Annotated in this window: 16 protein-coding genes and 1 pseudogene; 7 read left to right on the forward strand and 10 right to left on the reverse strand. The window is 57.3% G+C overall.

Going from position 1 to position 19,295, the window contains the following annotated elements; all coding sequences use genetic code 11:
* Nucleotides 1-119: 119 nt before the first annotated feature.
* Nucleotides 120-2,003: a DNA helicase RecQ gene (gene recQ / locus O2597_RS08680; RefSeq protein WP_269524006.1), complete on the reverse strand. Its 1,884-nt coding sequence runs from the start codon at nucleotides 2,001-2,003 to the stop codon at nucleotides 120-122.
* A gap of 62 nt (nucleotides 2,004-2,065) precedes the next feature.
* Here recQ and O2597_RS08685 point away from each other — a divergent pair, with 62 nt between their 5' ends.
* Nucleotides 2,066-3,343, forward strand: a complete 1,278-nt coding sequence (locus O2597_RS08685; protein WP_269524008.1) for a hypothetical protein — start codon at nucleotides 2,066-2,068, stop codon at nucleotides 3,341-3,343.
* 1 nt (nucleotide 3,344) lies between these two features.
* On the opposite strand, the gene O2597_RS08690 is transcribed toward O2597_RS08685, so the two are convergent.
* A complete protein-coding gene (locus tag O2597_RS08690) occupies nucleotides 3,345-3,743 on the reverse strand; it encodes a type II toxin-antitoxin system VapC family toxin (RefSeq protein ID WP_269524010.1) in 399 nt (132 codons plus the stop codon).
* Nucleotides 3,728-3,973, reverse strand: a complete 246-nt coding sequence (locus O2597_RS08695) for an antitoxin VapB family protein (RefSeq protein ID WP_269524012.1) — start codon at nucleotides 3,971-3,973, stop codon at nucleotides 3,728-3,730. Before O2597_RS08695 ends, O2597_RS08690 begins: the two co-directional genes overlap by 16 nt.
* 114 nt (nucleotides 3,974-4,087) lie before the next feature.
* On the opposite strand from O2597_RS08695, the gene O2597_RS08700 reads away from it, so the two are divergent.
* Entirely contained in the window at nucleotides 4,088-5,332 is a 1,245-nt protein-coding gene (locus O2597_RS08700) for a DNA polymerase Y family protein (RefSeq protein ID WP_269524014.1), read from the forward strand.
* 14 nt (nucleotides 5,333-5,346) lie between these two features.
* On the opposite strand, the gene O2597_RS08705 is transcribed toward O2597_RS08700, so the two are convergent.
* Entirely contained in the window at nucleotides 5,347-5,826 is a 480-nt protein-coding gene (locus O2597_RS08705) for a hypothetical protein (RefSeq protein ID WP_269524016.1), read from the reverse strand.
* A 170-nt stretch (nucleotides 5,827-5,996) separates the two neighbouring features.
* Between O2597_RS08705 and O2597_RS08710 the strand changes: the two genes are divergently transcribed.
* Nucleotides 5,997-6,851 carry an MBL fold metallo-hydrolase gene (locus O2597_RS08710; RefSeq protein ID WP_269524018.1) on the forward strand — a complete coding sequence of 285 codons (855 nt, stop codon included), beginning with the start codon at nucleotides 5,997-5,999 and terminating at the stop codon, nucleotides 6,849-6,851.
* Here the strand turns inward: O2597_RS08710 and O2597_RS08715 are convergent.
* Nucleotides 6,848-7,264, reverse strand: a complete 417-nt coding sequence (locus O2597_RS08715) for a hypothetical protein (protein ID WP_269524020.1) — start codon at nucleotides 7,262-7,264, stop codon at nucleotides 6,848-6,850. The genes O2597_RS08710 and O2597_RS08715 overlap by 4 nt on opposite strands.
* A 5-nt stretch (nucleotides 7,265-7,269) precedes the next feature.
* Nucleotides 7,270-9,858 carry a DNA translocase FtsK gene (locus O2597_RS08720; RefSeq protein ID WP_269524022.1) on the reverse strand — a complete coding sequence of 863 codons (2,589 nt, stop codon included), beginning with the start codon at nucleotides 9,856-9,858 and terminating at the stop codon, nucleotides 7,270-7,272.
* A 93-nt stretch (nucleotides 9,859-9,951) separates the two neighbouring features.
* On the opposite strand from O2597_RS08720, the gene O2597_RS08725 reads away from it, so the two are divergent.
* Entirely contained in the window at nucleotides 9,952-10,899 is a 948-nt protein-coding gene (locus tag O2597_RS08725; RefSeq protein WP_269524024.1) for a type I phosphomannose isomerase catalytic subunit, read from the forward strand.
* Between the two features lie 252 nt (nucleotides 10,900-11,151).
* Here O2597_RS08725 and O2597_RS08730 read toward each other — a convergent pair whose 3' ends face one another.
* From O2597_RS08730 to recA, 4 genes are all read right to left on the reverse strand, one after another.
* A complete protein-coding gene (locus tag O2597_RS08730) occupies nucleotides 11,152-13,071 on the reverse strand; it encodes a tRNA uridine-5-carboxymethylaminomethyl modification enzyme MnmG/GidA (protein ID WP_269524025.1) in 1,920 nt (639 codons plus the stop codon).
* Nucleotides 13,068-14,429: a tRNA uridine-5-carboxymethylaminomethyl(34) synthesis GTPase MnmE gene (gene mnmE, locus O2597_RS08735; RefSeq protein ID WP_269524027.1), complete on the reverse strand. Its 1,362-nt coding sequence runs from the start codon at nucleotides 14,427-14,429 to the stop codon at nucleotides 13,068-13,070. The genes O2597_RS08730 and mnmE overlap by 4 nt, the downstream gene beginning before the upstream one ends.
* 82 nt (nucleotides 14,430-14,511) lie before the next feature.
* Nucleotides 14,512-15,207, reverse strand: a complete 696-nt coding sequence (locus O2597_RS08740; RefSeq protein WP_269524029.1) for a DUF2490 domain-containing protein — start codon at nucleotides 15,205-15,207, stop codon at nucleotides 14,512-14,514.
* Between the two features lie 107 nt (nucleotides 15,208-15,314).
* On the reverse strand, nucleotides 15,315-16,388 hold the full coding sequence (recA, locus tag O2597_RS08745) for a recombinase RecA (protein ID WP_269524031.1): 1,074 nt from the start codon (nucleotides 16,386-16,388) through the stop codon (nucleotides 15,315-15,317).
* Between the two features lie 135 nt (nucleotides 16,389-16,523).
* Here recA and O2597_RS08750 point away from each other — a divergent pair, with 135 nt between their 5' ends.
* The 3 genes and pseudogenes from O2597_RS08750 to O2597_RS08760 form a co-directional block, all read left to right on the forward strand.
* Nucleotides 16,524-16,937, forward strand: a complete 414-nt coding sequence (locus tag O2597_RS08750; RefSeq protein WP_269524033.1) for a hypothetical protein — start codon at nucleotides 16,524-16,526, stop codon at nucleotides 16,935-16,937.
* Between the two features lie 3 nt (nucleotides 16,938-16,940).
* Nucleotides 16,941-17,603: an HAD family hydrolase gene (locus tag O2597_RS08755; RefSeq protein WP_269524035.1), complete on the forward strand. Its 663-nt coding sequence runs from the start codon at nucleotides 16,941-16,943 to the stop codon at nucleotides 17,601-17,603.
* Nucleotides 17,604-17,804: 201 nt separating this feature from the next.
* A pseudogene (locus tag O2597_RS08760) lies at nucleotides 17,805-18,176 on the forward strand (SDR family NAD(P)-dependent oxidoreductase); the annotation flags it as partial.
* Nucleotides 18,177-19,295: the final 1,119 nt, after the last annotated feature.

The following is a 19,295-nucleotide window of genomic DNA, read 5'->3' on the forward strand; positions in this document are numbered from 1 at the left end:
CCGGACGACAACCAGTGTCAGGGACCCGCGACCACGGTGAGTAAACACGTTGTCCCGGTATCTGCAGAAGATAAAATTCAGGGGTGAACCACTCCCAGCCCGAAGCCTGACTCATAAGCTCACGCCCGCTTCCGGACCGGAGCCGGATCCAAAAAGCCGGAGGGCTCGAAGTCGCGGGGATCGTTCTCGGCCAGCCATTCCTCGATCACCTGGATAAACTGTCCGCCGAATTGACGCAGCTTCTGCTGCCCCACCCCCGGGATCGCGAGAAATTCGGAGTCCGTGCGCGGGTAGCGGCGGGCCATTTGACGCAACGCGACATCGCCGAAGATAACGTAGGGCGGCACACCACGGCCATCGGCCAGTTCCTTGCGCATCCCGCGCAGCACCTCGAAGAGCCCCTCGTCGCACTCGATTCCGGTGGCCTTGCTTCTGGAGCGCGCGGCCGGTGAAGCCACCGCAGCCGTTTCAATCCGCTTCATCCGGATGGCAGTCCGTTCTTTCAGCGCCTTGAGGGCTTGAGTCGTCAGTTCCACCGTCTGGTAGCCGTCGTCGGAGAGCGAGAGGTAACCCGCCTGGATGAGTTGCTTGCCGAGCACCCGCCAGTAATCCGCCGGATGCTCCATTCCGATGCCGTGCGTGGTCAGCTTGTCGTGCCCCTTATCCAGCACCTTGGCGTTCTCAGAGCCACGCAACACATCGACCGCGTGGTTCAGGCCCATCGGGTAGCCCGCCTTGTTGATCCTGAAGATGCAACTCAGCAGCTTTTGACACTCGATGGTGACATCTGCCTCTTCGGAGTCATCCAGACAGTTATCGCAGCTACCGCAGTTCGCTTCGGCCGAGCGCTCCCCGAAATAGCGGAGCAAGGCGCTGCGCCGGCAATTGGCGAATTCGGCAAAATCGGCCATCTGACGGAGCTGCTGGCGGGCGATTCGCGCGGCCTGCTCGTCTTCCATCTGGTCGATAAAGTGTTGATATTTAACGATATCTCCGGCGGAGAAGAGCAGCAGACATTCCGAAGGGAGCCCATCACGTCCGGCCCGGCCGGTTTCCTGGTAATAGCTCTCAATGTTCTTGGGCAGGTCAGCGTGGAGCACGTAGCGCACGTTCGGCTTGTTGATCCCCATCCCAAAGGCGATGGTCGCGCAGATCACCTGCACATCGTCCCGGATGAAGGCCTCCTGATTATAGGCCCGGTCCGCCTGCGAGAGACCGGCATGGTAGGGTAAGGCCTTGTGTCCCGCTTCCTGCAAAGCGGCCGCGTAGTCCTCCACCGCCTTCCGGGACTGGCAATAGACAATGCCCGATACATTCCGGTTGCGGCTTACATAGTCGAGCACTTGGCGTCTTGGTCGTTGCTTGGGCAGCACCCGGTAGGTCAGGTTCGGCCGGTTGAAACTGGCCACGTAGCGGGCCGGCTCCTTCAAGTGGAGCTGCTCCATGATGTCCTTTTGGACGCGGTCGGTCGCCGTCGCGGTCAGGGCGATGACCGGAATCTCCGGCAAATGCTCACGGATGGTCGCCAGTTGACGGTATTCCGGACGAAAATCGTGCCCCCACTCGCTGATGCAGTGCGCCTCGTCGATGGCCAGGGCGGCAACCTTCCAGCGCTTCACCTTCTCCATAAAATCCGGAAGGAACAGGCGCTCCGGAGCCAGATAAAGCAGCTTGTATTCACCCCGTTCCAGCCCTTCGAGGCGGGCACGTGCCTCCCCCGCCCGCACCGAGGAATTCAAAAAAGTCGCCGCCACGCCGGAGGCCTGCAACTGGTCGACCTGATCCTTCATCAAGGCAATCAGGGGCGAGACCACAAGAGTCAGCCCCTCCCGCTGGAGTGCCGGCAGCTGGTAGCAGAGACTCTTCCCGCCCCCCGTCGGCAGTATCGCCAGCACATCCTGTCCGTCCAGCGACGACTCAATGATTTCCGACTGCAGGGGACGGAAAACATCGTAGCCGAAAACGGCTTTGAGGGACTGAAGTAACTGGGTCTGCGGCACCATTTCGTGGACCTTGCAAAATAATGAACGTTTGAGCAATAACGAATCGACAAAACTTATTCACCATGGCAAAAACTTGCCATCTCAGCTCAGGCTTCCACCCTTTTCTTTCCATGGCTTGGCGTATCGACGAATATGTAGAATACGGCGAAATCGACAACCGCACGCGTGGGCGCGTGACCGGACAGATTTGGTTCCGCGGGCTCGACGGCCCGGTGCGGCTGGAGCTCGAGGGGAACCCCTGGCGGGATCTGGCCGGCCAACGCCTGCGTTTCCGGAACCCAAAGCCGAAGCCCATGCCCGAAGACAAGCGGTCTTTTGCGCGCGAACAGATCGGCGTGGTCGGCGATATCACCGCTTCGCGCAAGGTCAAGGTCCTCGAATTTCCGCTCGAAGAACTCGGCCAGTATTACAAGACCGGCAAGCCAATGCCCTATCACTGGGGCAATAGCCTCTATCTGGAATGGCACAGCGAGCGCAACGGCCGCGTCGTCATCGAAAGCGCCGAATACGAGCTTGAGGTCGAACCGGAAGCAACTTGGCAAATGTCCGAAGCCGAGGAAATCACGCAGCACGAAGCCAATGCGCAGGCCATGACCGGTTTCATGGACCGCCTCCTTGAAGCTGCCGGGCAAGCGGAAGCCGATGCCGACGAAGATGCCCCGCAAAGCCGGGCCGAAGCGGAGGCCGATGCCGAAGCCGCCCGCATGGACCTATTGAACGAACGGATCTGCGCACGCCTCGAACGGGAACCGGAGGCCGACGCCGAGCGTTACGAGGCAATCATGGAAGAAGAGCGTGAGCGCCTGCGCAAGGAGCGCGGCGAACCGGAGCCCGAACCACTCTCTCCAGAGGAAGAGGCCGAGCGCGAGCAATGGATCGACGCAATGAACGCCGCCGCGGCCGAAGCGTTCGAAGCCGACGACTGCCCGGTCACGGATGACCGGCACCCGCTGGTCGAGCACTGCCACGATTTCAGCCTGCAGCTCCGCAGCGATATTGAATTTGCCGGTTGGCTCCCGGAACACGCACAGGAGGAACACCCGCTCCACGAATTGACCTACGGTATCTCGTTCGCTGCCGCCAAACTGGCCGGGGCGCTCGACATCCATGATGAGTGGCCGCCGGATCCGCTTTTTGCCGGGAACTCGCTGGTTCGCCTGAAAAAGGCCCGCAACTGCCTGAACGATGCCCACGCCGGCCTCGAAGCGGCTGAAGCCGAAGGCATCTGCGATCCCGTTTGGCTACGCCGCACCCGGCAAGAGCTTGAGAGATTACAGGCCTCGGTCGGGAAGTTGATCGATGAAATTCGCGAAGTGTTGCGGGATGCGGAATCGGAATGATTCAGCGATAGCCCCACACTTCGAGATTCGGCACGCGCCCGAAATGCTCCTGATTCGCGGTGACCACCGGACATCCATGCGCCAGTGCGGTCGCGGCAATCCAGAGATCGTTGCCGCCAATCAAAAGTCCATTGGCCTGTAGAAAGCGATAGGCCTGTCCGTATTCCCAATCCACCCTCTCGTCCCAAGAGAGAATTTGAAAGGGTTGGATAAACTGCCGCCAGTTCTCCCGATTCGACAGCGACATCCCCGAAGCCAATTCCCCCGCAATGGTATGTGTCAGGTAAAGTTTCCAATCTCGATGCGCCCGCAGAAAAGTCATCGCCGGCCCGGGCTCTCGATGACGCTCCCGCTCAAAGTCGATGAGAAAACTGGTCTCTAGAATTACCGATTGCTCCATTTGTCTTCAGGAATGCGATCTTCGGCGACAGCCCGTTCAATCCGCTCGAGTTCTTCCTCTGTAAAATAGCGCGGAGTCTGGCTTTGTTCCAAAAGCTCGCCCGCCGTGATTGTCTCTTCATCCCAACGAGCTCGCAGAATCACCCGGCTGAAAGAATCACCACTCCCCCTCCGATGCGCCTTAAGTCGATTATAGGCACTGACACTGACCGAGATCGTTTTCGAAGCCATAATACACAGACCATACACAGACTGTGTATAAAATCAAGCAAAGGGGTCCCTCGCAGCTTGAATGGTGAACATATTTACACTTAACCAAGTCTTTCTTTTTGAACTCACACTTCCATGGCCCTCCGCTATCTCTTCATCGACTTCGACAGCTTCTTCGCCTCGGTGGAACAACAGTTCCATCCCGAGTTGCGCGGCCGTCCCATTGGCATCGTGCCCTCCCTCAACGTGGACAGCACCTGCTGCATAGCTGCAAGCTACGAAGCCAAGCAGTACGGGGTCAAAACCGGAACCGGGGTCCGCGAGGCCCGCTACCTCTGTCCCGGCATCACTTTCATCCAGGCCGGGCACAGCGACTACGTCCGGACGCATGAAAAGATCCACGAGTTGATCCATGAAATCATTTATGTCGATGCGGTGCTTTCGATCGACGAAATGTACGGGCGACTTCCACCACAGTGGCAGGCCCCGGACAAAGCGCGGGCCAAGGCGCTGGAGATCAAGGCCGCCCTCGCCCACCGGATCGGGCCCTACGTCCGGGCCTCCATCGGTCTGGCCCCCAACCGCTTTCTCGCCAAGCTGGCCAGTAAGATGGAAAAGCCCAACGGCTTGGTGTTGCTCGATTTCGAAGACCTGCCCGAAGCCCTCTACAGCCTGCGCCTGGAGGACATCACCGGGATCGGCCGCAATATCGAACGCCGTCTGCGGACTGCCCGCATCACGGATCTGCCCAGCCTCTGTGCGGCCAGCCGGCGCAAACTGCACAAGATCTGGGGTTCGGTCGAAGGCGACCGCATGTGGTACGCGCTCCACGGATTCGACTTGCCGGCAATCGAAACTCAGACCCGCACCATCGGTCACTCCCATGTGCTGCCTCCCCGCCTCCGAACTGTCCACGGCGCCCATGCCACCCTCCACCGCATGCTGCAAAAGGCCTGCCGGCGGCTGCGTGCGGGCAACTACTTCGCGGGACATCTCCTGATCCAGGTAAAATTCGGTTTCGAACTGCGCTGGAAACAGGGCGTCCACTGTTTTCCGACGCAGGACAATGTCACTCTCGGGAGACTTTTGAACCGGCTCTGGCTGAAACATCCCACTGAGGCCGAGGCGCCGACCAAAGTCGCCATCACCCTCTCCGATCTGGAGCCAGCCAGTTGCCACACCCCTTCCCTATTCGACGCAGAGAACCAGACGCGGCGCATCCAATTGCAAAAAGCGATGGACCAAGTGAACAAGCGATTCGGCAGCCGGATGATCTACTACGCCGACGCCCATGAAGCGCAGCGCTGTGCGGAAGCGGCTCCCATGCGTATCTCCTTCACCCATATACCCGACCTTGAGCTGGAAGATGACGGGGAATAATCCCCGGCAAGATCTCAGTGTCCATGCCCGTGCTCGCCGATGCCGTAGGCCCAGCGGGTCCCGGACCAGAGAACGTCGCCTTCCAAGGTTTCAATCCGGAGATCGAGACGATGGTGCTTGTAGGGATTCATAGAAACTGAGCCGGGGCCGAACACTTCATGCTGCGGGTCCCATTCCAGCAAATCGTCCCCCGCGTCTCCCTCGACCCGAAAGCGGAGTGACCGGTCCAGCGGATCGAGCCAACGGAACGCCAAGCGGTCGCCCGCCCAGCCCAATTCCAAGCGGTGCAGGGAACCTGCCAGCGGGATGGCATACACCGCCCCTTGCAGTTCGCCACGCTCCACTTCATGCGCGAGATGCTCGCGCCAATGATACTGGGCAAAAGGATACAGCGCGGCCGCGATCACCAGCAATACGCCCAGCACAATCAAGACCATGCGGCGCTTGGGGTGCGCCGCTTCAATCAGGACAGGTTCATCCGAAAAACCGCTCATAAAAGACCAAAAACAGAATCCCAAAGATTTGCCGAATCCGAGTCCTTGGCAATGCTAGGCCGGTATAAAAATCAGCACCAGCTTCAGTGAAGAAAGGTAATACTCAGGCAGGCAGCGTATTCCCCCTTGATCCTCACTGAGGGCCTGCGCCAAGTTAAAGCGGCTTCATCATGGAACTACACAGCATACAAACCGGCTACTTCAAACTCGACGGAGGCGCGATGTTCGGCGTCGTGCCCAAAAGCATCTGGAGCCGCAGCAACCCGGCCGACGCCAATAACCTCATTCGACTCTGCATGCGCAGCCTGTTGATCCGGAACGGAGCGAAATTGATTCTGGTGGATACCGGCATCGGTACCAAGCAGGACGCCAAGTTCCTCAGCTACTACCATCTACACGGGGAAGACAGTCTCGACCGCAGCCTCTCCAAAGCCGGATACCAACGGAATGAGATCACCGATGTTTTCCAGACCCACCTCCACCTCGATCATTGCGGCGGCACCACCGAATGGTCGGATTCCGGGGGGACGCGGGCCCGACCGAGCTTTCCCAATGCACGGATCTGGAGCAATCAAGCGCACTGGGAATGGGCCACCCAACCGAACGCACGCGAGCGCGCCTCTTTCCGCAAGGAAAACCTGCAGCCCATTGAAGCCAGCGGACAGCTCAGCTTCGTCGAGCGCAAGGGCGACATCAGCCGGGATGTGTTCGGGCAAATCGATGTCCTTTTCGTGGACGGCCACACCGAAAGTCAGATGCTCCCCCTGCTCCACTACAAGGGACACAAGATACTCTTCGCCGCCGACCTGTTACCCACCGTCGGCCACATCGCCCTCCCCTACGTCATGGGCTACGACACGCGACCACTCCTGACCATGGAAGAACGCGAGCGGATCTTCAGGCAATGCGCGGACGAGGGCATCATTCTTTTCCTGGAGCACGACCCCCTGCACGAATGCTGCACCTTGCAGCACACCGAAAAGGGTGTCCGGGTGAAAGACTGTTTCCGCCTCTGCGAGCTTTAGTATCCGGGCCTTCCATACAGGGTCTTCACCGAAGACCGGGAAAGCACCATCAGCGTAAAGACGCCCAGCACGGTTCCAAACGGGGCAAAGGCGCAAGCCACACAGGCGAGGACGAAGGAGAACATGTATTTGCGCCGGTGCCGGATAAATCGACCGGAAAGTATCAAAGAGATGGATACCGCTTGCCCCGCAAGGAAGAAAGCCAGCCCCATCAGGAAAAAGAACCACCCGAACAATTCCGGCGGAGCGGACGGATCGCCGCCCATCGCCTGGTTCGCCTCAATCACACCGGTCAGGATCATGAGCCCGACGGACATATGGATCAGCGGGAAGCAGGCGAAGAACACCCCGATCCCGCCCATGATATAATGCGCGATGGACAGGGCATTGAGATGGGAGTCGTCTTCACTCATCGACACTACATCGCATCCAGGTCGACGAGAATCTCACGCGGGCTGGACCCGTTTTCCGGGCCGACAATACCACGGTCTTCCAGTTCCTCCATCAGGCGGGCGGCCCGGTTGTAACCGATGCGCAGGCGGCGCTGCAGCATAGAGGTGGAAGCGCGTTTCGTCGAACGCAGCACATCGATGGCCTCCGGCAGAAGCTCGTCGCCGTCGTCCTCCCCGGTGCCCGCGGTCGGGCCATCGTCCCCCCCCGCATCGATTTGCTTCTGCACCTCTTCGGCGAAGACCGGCGGTTCGTTCTTTTCCTGAAGGAACTCCACGATCCCGTTGATTTCCTCATCCGAAACAAAGGCGCCCTGGGCACGCACCAAATTGGAGGTTCCCGGCGGAATGAAGAGCATGTCCCCCTTCCCGATCAGGGCTTCGGCGCCACCACCATCGAGAATGGTACGACTGTCCACCTTGGACGCGACCTTGAAGGAGATACGGCTGGGCAGGTTGGCCTTGATCACACCGGTGATGACGTTGACCGACGGACGCTGCGTCGCGAGAATCAAATGGATGCCGGCGGCACGGGCCAACTGGGCGAGACGCGCGATGCCGGTTTCAATATCAGCCGGCGCCACCATCATCAAGTCAGCCAACTCGTCGATGATACAGACAATATAAGGCAGCTTTTTCTTGGGAATTTCAAAAGCGTCGTCATCGCGCGGCACCTCGATCGATTGGGCCGCGGCGCGTTCTTCGGGGCTCATTTCGGCATCCATGGCCTCGGCCTTGGCCTGCTCTTCCTTGTCCTTGCTGATCTTGGCGTTGAAGCCGGCAATATTGCGAACATTGGCCTTGGCGAAGATCTGGTAGCGCTGCTCCATTTCGGCCAGCAACCACTTCAAAGCACCGGGGACCTTCTTCGGTTCAGTCACAACCGGGATCAACATGTGCGGCAGCGCATTATACATCTGCATTTCCACCACCTTCGGGTCGACCATGATAAAGCGTAGGTCTTCGGGTCCCGAATGGTAGAGCAAGGAGGCAATAATGGCATTGATACAGACGGTCTTACCGGAACCGGTAGAACCCGCGATCAGGACGTGCGGCATCTTGGTCAGATCCGTCACCATCGGCTTCCCTGTTACATCCTTACCAAGGACAATGGGGATCTCGGCCTTCGCTTCCGCCCAGGCACGGGATTCCACGATGTCACGCATGCACACGGCTTGCGCGATCTTGTTCGGCACCTCGATTCCGACTGTGCCCTTCCCCGGTACCGGAGCCAGAATACGCACCGACATCGCTTTCAGTCCCAGCGCGATGTTCTTGTCCAGATTGACGATTTTCTCAACCCGGACCCCCGGAGCAGGTTTGACCTCATAGCGCGTGATGACCGGTCCCGTATGGATTTCACCGGGGATCACCTTCACTCCAAATTCATCCAAGGTACGCACCAGCGCTTCCATGGTGGCCGCATGATCTTCCGGGGAAAGATTGGAAGCATCCGGTGCTTCATTCAGCAAATTGATGGGAGGAAACACATAATCGCCGCGCCGTTCGGGGATGGTCGCCTTAGCCTTTTCCGTTTTTTCACCGGATATGATCTTAATCGTATCGATATCAAGCTTCGGCTTCTTGGGTGCCGGCTCGGGTTCGGGCTCCGGCGGTTCCGGAATCCGTGTGGTGATCGGCGCATTCGTCGCCTTGCGCTTGCGCTCGGCCTTAAGATTGGGCGGCGGCGCCACCGGCGCGCTGAGCAAGCCGCGACGACGGCCATCCTGTTCTTCCACCATTTCGTCGTCATCGCCCGCCTCCGGAGCATCCGCCGGCTCCTTCTTCGACTTCCCGGTTTTATTTTTGCGGGCCTCCGCTTTGGCCGCCTTAGCCTCCGCTTTGGCTTCGGCTTTCGCCTTGATGCGCTCCTGCTTGGTCAAGCGCTTCGCTTCCGCGGCAGCCGCCTTTTGCTTCTTGCGGTCCTCCTTCGAGGCGGAACGCCCCTCAAGGAATTTGCGGTAAGCGGTTTGAATGTAATCCAAGCCGCGTCCCAAATTGTCACTGAAGACAATAATCGAACCGATCACCATCCCCATCATCAAGACGAGAAAAGTGCCAAAGGGCCCGATATAGGGCATGAGTAAAAAGCGCGCGATGAATTCACCGAAAACACCGCCGACCCCCTGCGAGAGTTGCTGTTCAAAGATCCCGCCTTCCATCCGCATGGTGCCGGTTTCTTCAAACATGGCGGCCAGGCCGGCGCCACAGAGCAAGCAAGCCAACACGGAAACACCGGTAATGAAACGGCGGCGATGATCCTGCTGGAGCAAAAAGCGCACACCGATCCACATTAGATAGATCGGCATGAGCCAGGTCGCCACACCGATCACATGGAAAGACCAGAAACTGAATTCCGCTCCGAGTACACCAACCAGGTTTTCCACCGGCTCGGTCGTGTACTGACGTGACTGAGCCAGCTCGAAGTCCCAAACCGCCACAAAACACATCACTGCAGCCGTAAAGAACAGCAATGCCCAGATCGGTCGCGATTGGGCTTTGCGAGGCTGTGCAACCAGTTTTTTAGTCGTCGATGTTTTCTTGGCTTTCCTAGGCATGTAGTCTGCCTCACAGACTAGCTTGTAACCTTTAGGAAAAACAAGTTTTCATTCGATCTAGCCAAAACCCCAGAAAACGCTCAAAAAGACCGCATGGAATTGTTGGAATTCACTCCTATTTACATGGAACGCGTTTGGGGCGGCCGCGGCCTCGAAGCAAAACTGGGGCGCCAATTGCCACCCGAAAAGGTCATCGGCGAGAGCTGGGAAATCGTTGACCGTAGCGACGAGCAGTCGGTCGTCGCTTCCGGCACCTACCAGGGAAAGACGATCCGTGAACTGCTCGAGTGCGAGTGCGAAGCGATTCTCGGCCCGGGTCGCGAGTCCAACGCCCCCTTCCCAATTCTCGTGAAATGGCTGGATTGCCAGGACCGTCTCAGCCTGCAGGTGCACCCGCCGGCCGCGATCGCACCTTCCCTCGGCGGCGAGCCTAAAACCGAAAATTGGTATATCGCTGATGCCGAAGAGGATGCATCCCTTATTGTGGGCCTCAAGAAAGGTGTCACCCGCGACCAATTCGAGGCTGCGCTCAAGGCCGAGGAAGCCGAAGCCTGCGTTCATCGCTTCCCGGTCAAGGCGGGCGATTCCATTCTCGTAGAAAGCGGCCGGATGCACGCGATCGACGCCGGAAATCTCATTCTCGAAATCCAGCAGAACTCCGACACAACTTACCGAGTCTATGACTGGGGCCGCGTTGGCCTGGATGGCAAGCCACGACAGCTTCACATCGACGAATCCCTCCAATCCATCGATTTTGATGATTTTGAGCCGGAGCCCCTCAAGATTGTTCCCGGCGAACAAGTACTGGCCGACTGCAAGGAATTCCGAATCCGGAAATTTGAATTGAAGCCGGGTGATACAGCACTGAGCCTTCAAGCAGGCGAAAGCGCCCGTCTCGTATCTATCGTGACAGGGGAAGCGAAGGATCTGGCTTCCGGCAAAGTGCTCGTCAAGGGTGTGAATTACCTGCAGCCCTACTCTGTAAGCCTCGAACTGACGGCAGAAGCCCCGGTGACCATTCTGGTCACTGACCAGTTCTAGCATCTGTCACGCATCGGTGACATAAGGCCGGCAGTGGTTCGATCAAATCCACTGCCGGCTTTTATCATCTGAGCGCCTTCTGTTGCACATAAAGGCTTGATGACAAAGAACTAATAAACGTCCTTGCCGTCAGGAGAAGGCTTCTTTAAACACAGAATCCAGGCACACTGCACCGCAAGACCGAGCAAAGCTCGAATACCAATACTGTCGGCATAATCGGCAGCCATCGAGCAACGCAGCTTCTGACAAAGCTTAACGCTTTGCTTCCAGATAAACCATCAGAATGCTGATATCCGCCGGGTTCACCCCACTAATACGGCTGGCCTGGCCTAATGTCCGCGGTGCAATTCGCTGGAGCTTGTCCGCACTCTCCGCGCGCAAGCCCTTGACGGCTGTGAAATTAAAATCCTGAGGAATCTGAATCTTATCGATGTGCTGAAGCTTCTCAACCGTCTTCACTTCACGCTCCAGGTAGCCCTTGAAAACCACACGATAATACACTTCATCGCGAATCGCTTGGGATTCAGCCTTCAATTCGCCGGGGAAATCATCCTGAGAGCGAGTTCGGCGTAAAATATCACCATAGCTGTCCCCATTTCGTCGCTCCTTCTCCAAACGTGCAATCCAAGCCTCAATCCCTGCCGCCTTCGCCTCAATACGCTGAATACGGTCTGCCGGGACCAGCCCCAGGGACTTCGCGTGATGCATCAGCCTCAATTCTGCGCTGGGATGATTGAAGAGAAGGCGGTGTTCCGCACGGCTCGTGAACATGCGGTAGGGCTCCTGAGTCCCCTTTGTGACCAGATCATCGATCAAGACACCGATATAGCACTCATGACGCTTGAGAACCAATGGTTCCCCTCCCCTCAGCTTCTGAACCGCATTGACACCGGCAACCAGGCCCTGCCCTGCGGCTTCCTCATAGCCGGAGGTTCCGTTAATCTGGCCGGCGAAGAAGAGGTTTTCCACCTTTTTGGACTCCAAAGTCGGGAAAAGCTGGGTCGGCGGCGCAAAATCATATTCGACCGCATAGGCTGGGCGCAGCATATGCACCCGTTCCAGTCCTTGAATACTGCGAAGCATGTCCAACTGGACGTCAAAAGGTAAACTGGTGGAAAGGCCATTGATGTACCATTCGTTCGTATGTCGCCCTTCCGGCTCCAAAAACAGCATGTGACGGTCCTTATCGGCAAAACGCACGAACTTGTCCTCGATACTGGGGCAATACCGGGGACCCGTACCTTGAATCTCACCGGAATACATGGCAGAGCGATGCAAATTGTCGGTCACCAGCTGCTGTGTTTCAGCGGAGGTGTAGGTCATCCAACACGAGACCTGGTCACGCCCCGGATGCCAGCCCAACTTTGTTTGACCGGGATGTTCCACGTGGAACAGTCTTTGAAAGTCCTCCAGGTCCTCCGGCGAATGTTCCACGTGGAACAGATCCGGAAACCCTCGGGTATCATAAAACCCAAACAATGTGGGCACAGAATCCCCGAGTTGCTCATCGAGCGAGCTAAAATCAATACTGGAACCTAGAATACGGGCAGGCGTCCCGGTCTTAAGCCGTTCCAGCTCGATCCCAGCCTCAAGAAAGGAGCCGGAGAGGCCTTTGGCCGAGAAATCGCCCATCCGGCCGCCCTCGTTCTTATTCTGGCCGACATGCATGAGTCCGCGCAAAAAGGTGCCGGTAGTCACAACGACTGTCTTGGCGTAGAAATCCACATCCAAATTGGTTTTCACCCCAATGACACGATCCCCCTCATAGATCAGCCCCTGAACCATGGCCTGAAAGAGATCCAGATGCTCCTGGAGCTCGATGGTGTGCTTCATACGGAACTGGTAGGCCTTCTTGTCGCATTGGGCCCGTGGCGCCTGCACCGCAGGCCCCTTGGAAGCATTCAACAAACGGAACTGGATGGCTGTCGTATCCGTATTAATCGCCATTTCACCACCGAGTGCATCAATTTCCCGCACCATGTGGCCCTTGGCTTGCCCACCGATGGCCGGATTGCAGCTCATCTGGGCAATCGTGTCGAGATTACCGGTCAGGAGCAGGGTAGAGGCCCCGAGCCGCGCAGCCGCCAAAGCGGCCTCGCAACCGGCGTGTCCGGCCCCGCAAACAATCACATCATAAGGCTGATGTGGACCAAATTTCAGACCTCCACTCATTTTCCGATACAGAATTGTTGAAACAAGCTATCCAGCATGCGTTCGTTATCGACTTTGCCGACGACCTTGCCGATCCCGCCAATGGCATCCCTCAAGTCCGCCGCCACCAGTTCCGAAAGCTCGGCGTCTTTCAATTTGTCGGCAGCCAGCTCCAGTGCGCGAACCGACTCCGACAAAGCCGCCGCATGACGCGCATTCACTACGACACCGTCACTCGCAGTCGAGCGGATCAGACCGGTTTGGATCGCAGACAGCCAGTCATCACGAAACGCGGCCAAACCGTCATGGGTCTTAAGTGAAAGCGCACAATGCCTGAACTGGCTCAAGAATCCCGCATGCGGCTGGCCGTCGACAAGATCCATCTTATTGACAAGGACAATGGTATTATCCGGAGTCATTCGATCGATCAGAGCCGGAGGCAGGGCAGGGGAGGGGAGGCTGGCATCGAGCACCAGTAAAAAGAAATCGGCGGTCTCCGCCTGTTCGATCGTATGCCGGATGCCGATCTCCTCGATCGCATCACCCGCATCGTGCAAACCTGCTGTATCCAAAATTTCGATACGCCATGGACCCAGCATCAAAAAGGACGAAATGAAATCGCGTGTCGTGCCCGGAATATCACTGACAATGGCACGTTCCGAGCCGACCAACGCATTTATAAGGCTACTCTTGCCAACGTTCGGCTCACCGACAATCAGTGTCTTGATACCTTCGTGCAGCAGGGCTGAATAGTGCTGGGTCTCAATCAGGTCACTTATCTCGGCAATCAACCGGCGTAGGTCACGTGCCGGCCCCTCCTGGTCCTCGGCAGGTAGATCCTCTTCTGGAAAGTCAATGTACGCTTCGACGTGTGCCATGATGCCCAAAAGCTGATCGGTCAGCTCGCTCATTTTGCGGCCAATCGAACCATGCAGTTGCCGTTGCGCGACTTCGAGACTACGATCCGAGCGTGCCCGGATCAGATCTGAAACGGCTTCCGCCTGACTCAGGTCCATCTTACCATTCAGAAAGGCCGTGCGTGTAAACTCACCGGGCTCAGCCGGCCGGCAGCCACGCTCCAGAAGATCCTCCATGATCTTCTGAACAATCAGCGGATTCCCGTGCGGGGCGATTTCCAGCATCGCCTCGCCGGTAAAGGACTTGCCTTGCTCAAACAGCGTGAAGACGCACTCATCAATTTCTTTTCCATTGATATCGAAGTACTTGGAAAAGTGTGCATAGCGCGGTAGAAGCGGCTTGGCACGTGCGGTCACCGCTTGTGCCAGCACAGGGCAATCCGGCCCGCTGAGGCGGACGAGGGCAATGGCCGACTCACCAGCGGGTGTCGAAAGCGCAACTATGGTATCCGTAGCGGGCATAATAAGAGCCGCTAAATTCACCGTTTCCGGCCCAGCGTCAAGCGTTGAGCCAGAAGGGGCGTCCCGCCGGATCCGTATTCGACTAGAACTTGTAGGACAGCGACTGTCCGAATACGTACGCGGTTTGCCAGCTCTGGCAACCTTGCGCACGCTTCGATTGTGCCATCCCGTAGAGCGACAACTTCATCTGGTCGGTCAACTTGAAGGTCAAGGAAAGCGGAACCAGACGGTTCTCAAATAGATGATCCGTCTCATAATTGTAGAACAGTTCGGTACTTGCCCCAACCGCGACCAGAGGCCCCATGTTTTCAAGTTTGTAGCTCAAGGCAAAACGATGGCGGCTGATCCAATAGTTTTCAGACGACTCTACAGCACGATAGCCCAAGACGTGACGCATGCTGAACTTGAGATCATCGGTCAATTGCCAGTGGGGGCTGACATGCAGCCAGAAGATATGCAAGCGGCCGTATTCGTCACCACAATCGCTACGGATATCCTCCAGTAGATAGGTCGCGCCCACATCAAAATTCGGATGCATCTTGTATTCAACCGTAGGCAGCAACAGCCAGGCACCCAGGAACTTTGCATCATCAAATAGCCGGGTTTGACCGCTCATTGTCACGCGCCAGTCCTCGTCTTCATGGAGGTTCAGACTCACCGTCTGCCAATAGCGTACATCATTATCGAACTCGGCCTTCAGCGAAGGCAGTGCCGCCGAAAAGAGGAGTACCGCAGCCGGTACAAAGGTGCGAAACAGTCTGTAAAACTTGTTCATCATGCTGCGAGACATAAGTGCAGCAACTGACGGCACAAGATTTACTTATCCTGAATTGGATTTGTATAAGCTGCGCTTAACTGGCTTACATGGAGACCTAACCCAAAGGCTTAGGAATCCGACTCATCCTTGCTGTCGCCCGTGAGGGATTCGCCGCCTTTGACATGGACCTTATCGAGGATAAGTTTCGTGATCTGCTCGGCAAGTTCCTTGTTTTCAGCGATTTGCTGTTTGGCAGCTTCACGGCCCTGACCGATCATCTCACCATTGAAGGAGATCCAGGAGCCCTTTTTATCGAGGATCTTATGTTCGACCCCCAGGTCAACCAGCGAGCCAGAGTGAGAAATACCTTCATTGTACATGATGTCGAATTCACATTCAGTGAAGGGTGGGGCGACCTTGTTCTTGACGACCTTGAGACGTGTCCGGTTGCCGACCACCTTGCCAGAGGACTCCTTGATCTGCCCAATCCGACGTATATCCATACGGACCGAAGCAAAGAACTTGAGTGCGCGCCCGCCCGGTTGTGTTTCCGGACTGCCGAACATGACACCAATCTTCTCACGGATCTGGTTGGTGAAAAGGACGACGCATTGGGTCTTGTTGATCGCACCGGTCAAGCGGCGCATGGCCTGGCTCATCATCCGTGCCTGCAGGCCCACAGTCGAATCCCCCATCTGACCGTCCAGCTCGTTCTTGGAGACAAGAGCCGCCACAGAGTCGATCACAATGATGTCGATGGCACCGGAGCGAATCAGGGTTTCCGCAATATTCAGCGCGTCTTCACCGCTCTCGGGCTGTGAAACCATTAGATTCTCGAGATCCACCCCAACCACCTTGGCATAGCGCGGGTCGAGTGCATGTTCCACGTCGATGAAGACTGCATTGCCGCCCTGGCGCTGCGCCTCGGCGATGATGCTCAGACAGAATGTGGTTTTACCGGAACTTTCGGGGCCATAAATCTCGCACACACGGCCACGCGGCAGACCACCGATCCCCAGAGCCAGGTCGATCGCGATCGAACCCGTAGAAATCTTATCGATCTCCATCTTGGTCGCTTCCCCCAAGCGCATCAAGGCACCCGGACCGAACTGCTTATTGATGCCGGAAATGGCAAGTTCGAGGTTCTTGCGATTGGCTTCGGCGGTACGATCCGATTTTTCGATTTGTGCTTTTGTGGCCATAGATAATTGTAATTTAAGTGGAGTGTGTCAGGAGATTGACGCAGTTCCACCACAAGACAAGTTTAAATGCTAATTTGTTCACTATTACTTAAGCGGCAAGCATGAACACCGTCCAATGGCAGCCAGCACCCTCGCATGTCTGAAACCACGATGACGCAAAACAGCGGAAAAGGCCTGCGCTACGCACGCTGGGCGGGCAAGGCGCTCGGTTATATCCTGATTCTCAGCGGTAGCTACAGTCTCGGAAAGACCGGGACAGTCGGATTCGAATGCTTCAAGGGCCTGTATTTTATCTTCTACGGGCTACTGCTGCACCTCCCCTACACGCATTTGCCGGAACGCATCTGGAAAATCGCTTTTGCGGCCCTTGCGATCATTTCCGCAATTTTCGTCTTTGTGATGATTATCTCGGTCATGTTTTCCTATATGGCCGCAGCTGAAAGGGGGGAGCGCTTGGGCGTGCCCGGACTCGAAGGCACTTTGATCTTTCTGGCCCTGCTGCAAGTGCCGGTGGTTCTTTTTCAACACAAACCGGAGCTGATTGACTGAAGTATGCCGAGGAGCTACAAGCACATCATCTGGGACTGGAACGGTACCCTGCTGGACGACACCTGGCTTTGCGTCGAGGTCCTGAATGGGCTTCTACGGCAACGGAACCGCAATCCCTTGTCTGAAAACGACTACCGGGAGAACTTCGGATTTCCGGTGATTCACTTCTACGAATATCTGGGCTTCGATGTGGACGTGGACAGTTTTGACCGGATCAGCCAGGCATTCATCCAAGCGTACGAAGCCCGCTGGCTGACGGAATGCGAGCTACAGAAAGGGGCCGCATCCACACTGGAAACACTGGCAGAGCAGGGCTACAGTCATTCCGTACTGTCAGCCGCCCATCAACGCGCACTGGAGACGGGAATCGCACACTTCGGAATAGGCCGACACTTCAGGGGGCTGGTGGGAACCGACAACATCCACGCCCACGGCAAGGTCGAGCAGGGACGGCGCTGGATCCGCTCTCTGGATTGGCCCGCTCGCGAAGTCGTACTCGTAGGGGATACCCTGCATGACTACGAAGTGGCTCAAGCGATCGGGACGGACTGCATACTCCTCGCCCATGGGCACCACACACCCGAAAGGCTGGCCGGCAGCGGGGCACCAGTCGTACATTCCCTGGAAGAACTCGTAGGCTTCCTCAAGCGGAAGCCTATGCAATAATTCGATGACGAGCGGCGAATTCCGTTGCATTCCTCCGAATAGCCGACTCCCATACGCTCCGGAATCTCCCACTCCCACGGCATGACAGATGCTTACAACTTGGGAAACAAACACACTAACATATAACCAGAACACTCAGCCACGTCTGACGAACCCCAGAAGCGGGAGTTCTCCGTTGCATGAGCCCATTTCAGACAGTCTATGGATATCGCCATTGTTACCGGAGCGGAAACGCCCCTCGGTCTGCGCATTATTGAGCGCCTCATTCAACAGGGCTGCCGTGTACACGGCATCGGCAACAACTTTTCCAAAGTCAGTTACGCCGACCCGAATTTCATCGCGCACGCCATCGACCTGACCGACCTCTCGGCCATTTGCTCGGTCGCCGAACAGATCCTGGAACAGGAGGGCAAACTCAACATCCTGATCCACGCGATTGATGTCACGCCCGGCAGCGATTTCAGCAAACTCGCCATCGGGAACCTGGAAGCGATCCTCAAGATCGGTCTTCTCGGGCCGGTCATGCTGACCCGGATTATGCTTCCCAACCTGCTTCGTTTCCGCGGCCAGCTGATCAACATCATTCCGGCTAACAAGAGCGGACACCACGCCAGTGCGGTCAATGCCCTGATCGAAGGCGGCTTGCGCGACATGAACCAGGCGCTGTTTGACAGCGCCAGGGATGCCGGTCTGCGAGTCTCCAATCTCATACTGCGCCAAAACCCGGAAACCCCGGCCGAGACGGCCAGTCCCGAGCAGGTGGCCCAATCCCGCATCGATCCGGCCAATGTGGTCAAAGTCATCATCAGCCTGCTGGATGAAAACGAAACCAACATCCCCAACGAGATCACACTTTATCCACGCCTGAGCGCCACAGCTGAGCAAGCACTGCCCGCCACCCCGATTGCAATCGACCCTTATAGTACGGTTGTCCTGCCACCGAAGGAGTACCGTCCGCCGGAACCTGAGCCCATTGCCACGAGAAAAGCCGACCGTGTCGAACGCGTCATTCCGTATACCGACGAGGAGATGGAGGACAAGATCGCGGCCGCCATCGAAGATTACGAGGCCCATCCGGAGCGCTATGACGATGAAGTTCCCCAAAGCAGCCCACAAAAAGCAGGCCCGGCAGAGGCAGGCGAAGGAGGGCAGGGGAAGAACAAGCGCCGGCGCCGGCGCCGCGGGCGCAATCGCAACCGTGAGCGTAACGAAGACAATTCATCCGGCGAAAACGCAGAGGCTCCAAGCGAAGCCGCCTCCGGGGACCATGCGCCCCGCAGCGAAGCACCGGCCCAACCCGCCCCCGAAGCGGCTTCAGACAACACAGCTCAGTCCGAAACAGCCGAAGCCGCCCCCGGGAAATCCAAATCCCGTCGACGTCGTGGCGGGCGTAACCGCAATCGCGAAAAGAGCGAGGGCGGCAGCGACAAGCCCAAGGAAACCCCTGAAGCACCTGCATCCAAGCCCTCAAGCGACGGCGCAGCGAAGGAGAAGCCTTCCAAGGCCCCCGCACCGGCAGCGGCCGTCGAAGCACCTACGCCTGTAGTGAAGCCTGCCGTCGAAAAGACCGCCTCCCCTGAAAGCGGGAGCCCGGACAAAGATAAGCCGGTGAAGAAAAAAGCAGCCAAGAAGGCAGCCAAGAAAAAGACTGCGACCAAGAAGGCGGCCAAAAAGGCAGTGAAAAAGAAAGCA

Origin of the sequence: Coraliomargarita parva, assembly GCF_027257905.1 — a bacterium.
In the GTDB taxonomy this organism is placed as follows: domain Bacteria; phylum Verrucomicrobiota; class Verrucomicrobiia; order Opitutales; family Coraliomargaritaceae; genus Coraliomargarita_A; species Coraliomargarita_A parva.

Coding starts and splice junctions, on each gene's coding strand:
- O2597_RS08705 (WP_269524016.1), bottom strand. CDS start 5,826: ATGAGCGGTTTTTCGGATGAACCTGTCCTGATTGAAGCGGCGCACCCC.
- O2597_RS08740 (WP_269524029.1), bottom strand. CDS start 15,207: ATGATGAACAAGTTTTACAGACTGTTTCGCACCTTTGTACCGGCTGCG.
- recQ (WP_269524006.1), bottom strand. CDS start 2,003: ATGGTGCCGCAGACCCAGTTACTTCAGTCCCTCAAAGCCGTTTTCGGC.
- O2597_RS08750 (WP_269524033.1), top strand. CDS start 16,524: ATGTCTGAAACCACGATGACGCAAAACAGCGGAAAAGGCCTGCGCTAC.
- O2597_RS08720 (WP_269524022.1), bottom strand. CDS start 9,858: ATGCCTAGGAAAGCCAAGAAAACATCGACGACTAAAAAACTGGTTGCA.
- O2597_RS08700 (WP_269524014.1), top strand. CDS start 4,088: ATGGCCCTCCGCTATCTCTTCATCGACTTCGACAGCTTCTTCGCCTCG.
- O2597_RS08685 (WP_269524008.1), top strand. CDS start 2,066: ATGGCAAAAACTTGCCATCTCAGCTCAGGCTTCCACCCTTTTCTTTCC.
- O2597_RS08695 (WP_269524012.1), bottom strand. CDS start 3,973: ATGGCTTCGAAAACGATCTCGGTCAGTGTCAGTGCCTATAATCGACTT.
- O2597_RS08730 (WP_269524025.1), bottom strand. CDS start 13,071: ATGAGTGGAGGTCTGAAATTTGGTCCACATCAGCCTTATGATGTGATT.
- O2597_RS08710 (WP_269524018.1), top strand. CDS start 5,997: ATGGAACTACACAGCATACAAACCGGCTACTTCAAACTCGACGGAGGC.
- mnmE (WP_269524027.1), bottom strand. CDS start 14,429: ATGCCCGCTACGGATACCATAGTTGCGCTTTCGACACCCGCTGGTGAG.
- O2597_RS08715 (WP_269524020.1), bottom strand. CDS start 7,264: ATGAGTGAAGACGACTCCCATCTCAATGCCCTGTCCATCGCGCATTAT.
- O2597_RS08690 (WP_269524010.1), bottom strand. CDS start 3,743: ATGGAGCAATCGGTAATTCTAGAGACCAGTTTTCTCATCGACTTTGAG.
- O2597_RS08755 (WP_269524035.1), top strand. CDS start 16,941: ATGCCGAGGAGCTACAAGCACATCATCTGGGACTGGAACGGTACCCTG.
- O2597_RS08725 (WP_269524024.1), top strand. CDS start 9,952: ATGGAATTGTTGGAATTCACTCCTATTTACATGGAACGCGTTTGGGGC.
- recA (WP_269524031.1), bottom strand. CDS start 16,388: ATGGCCACAAAAGCACAAATCGAAAAATCGGATCGTACCGCCGAAGCC.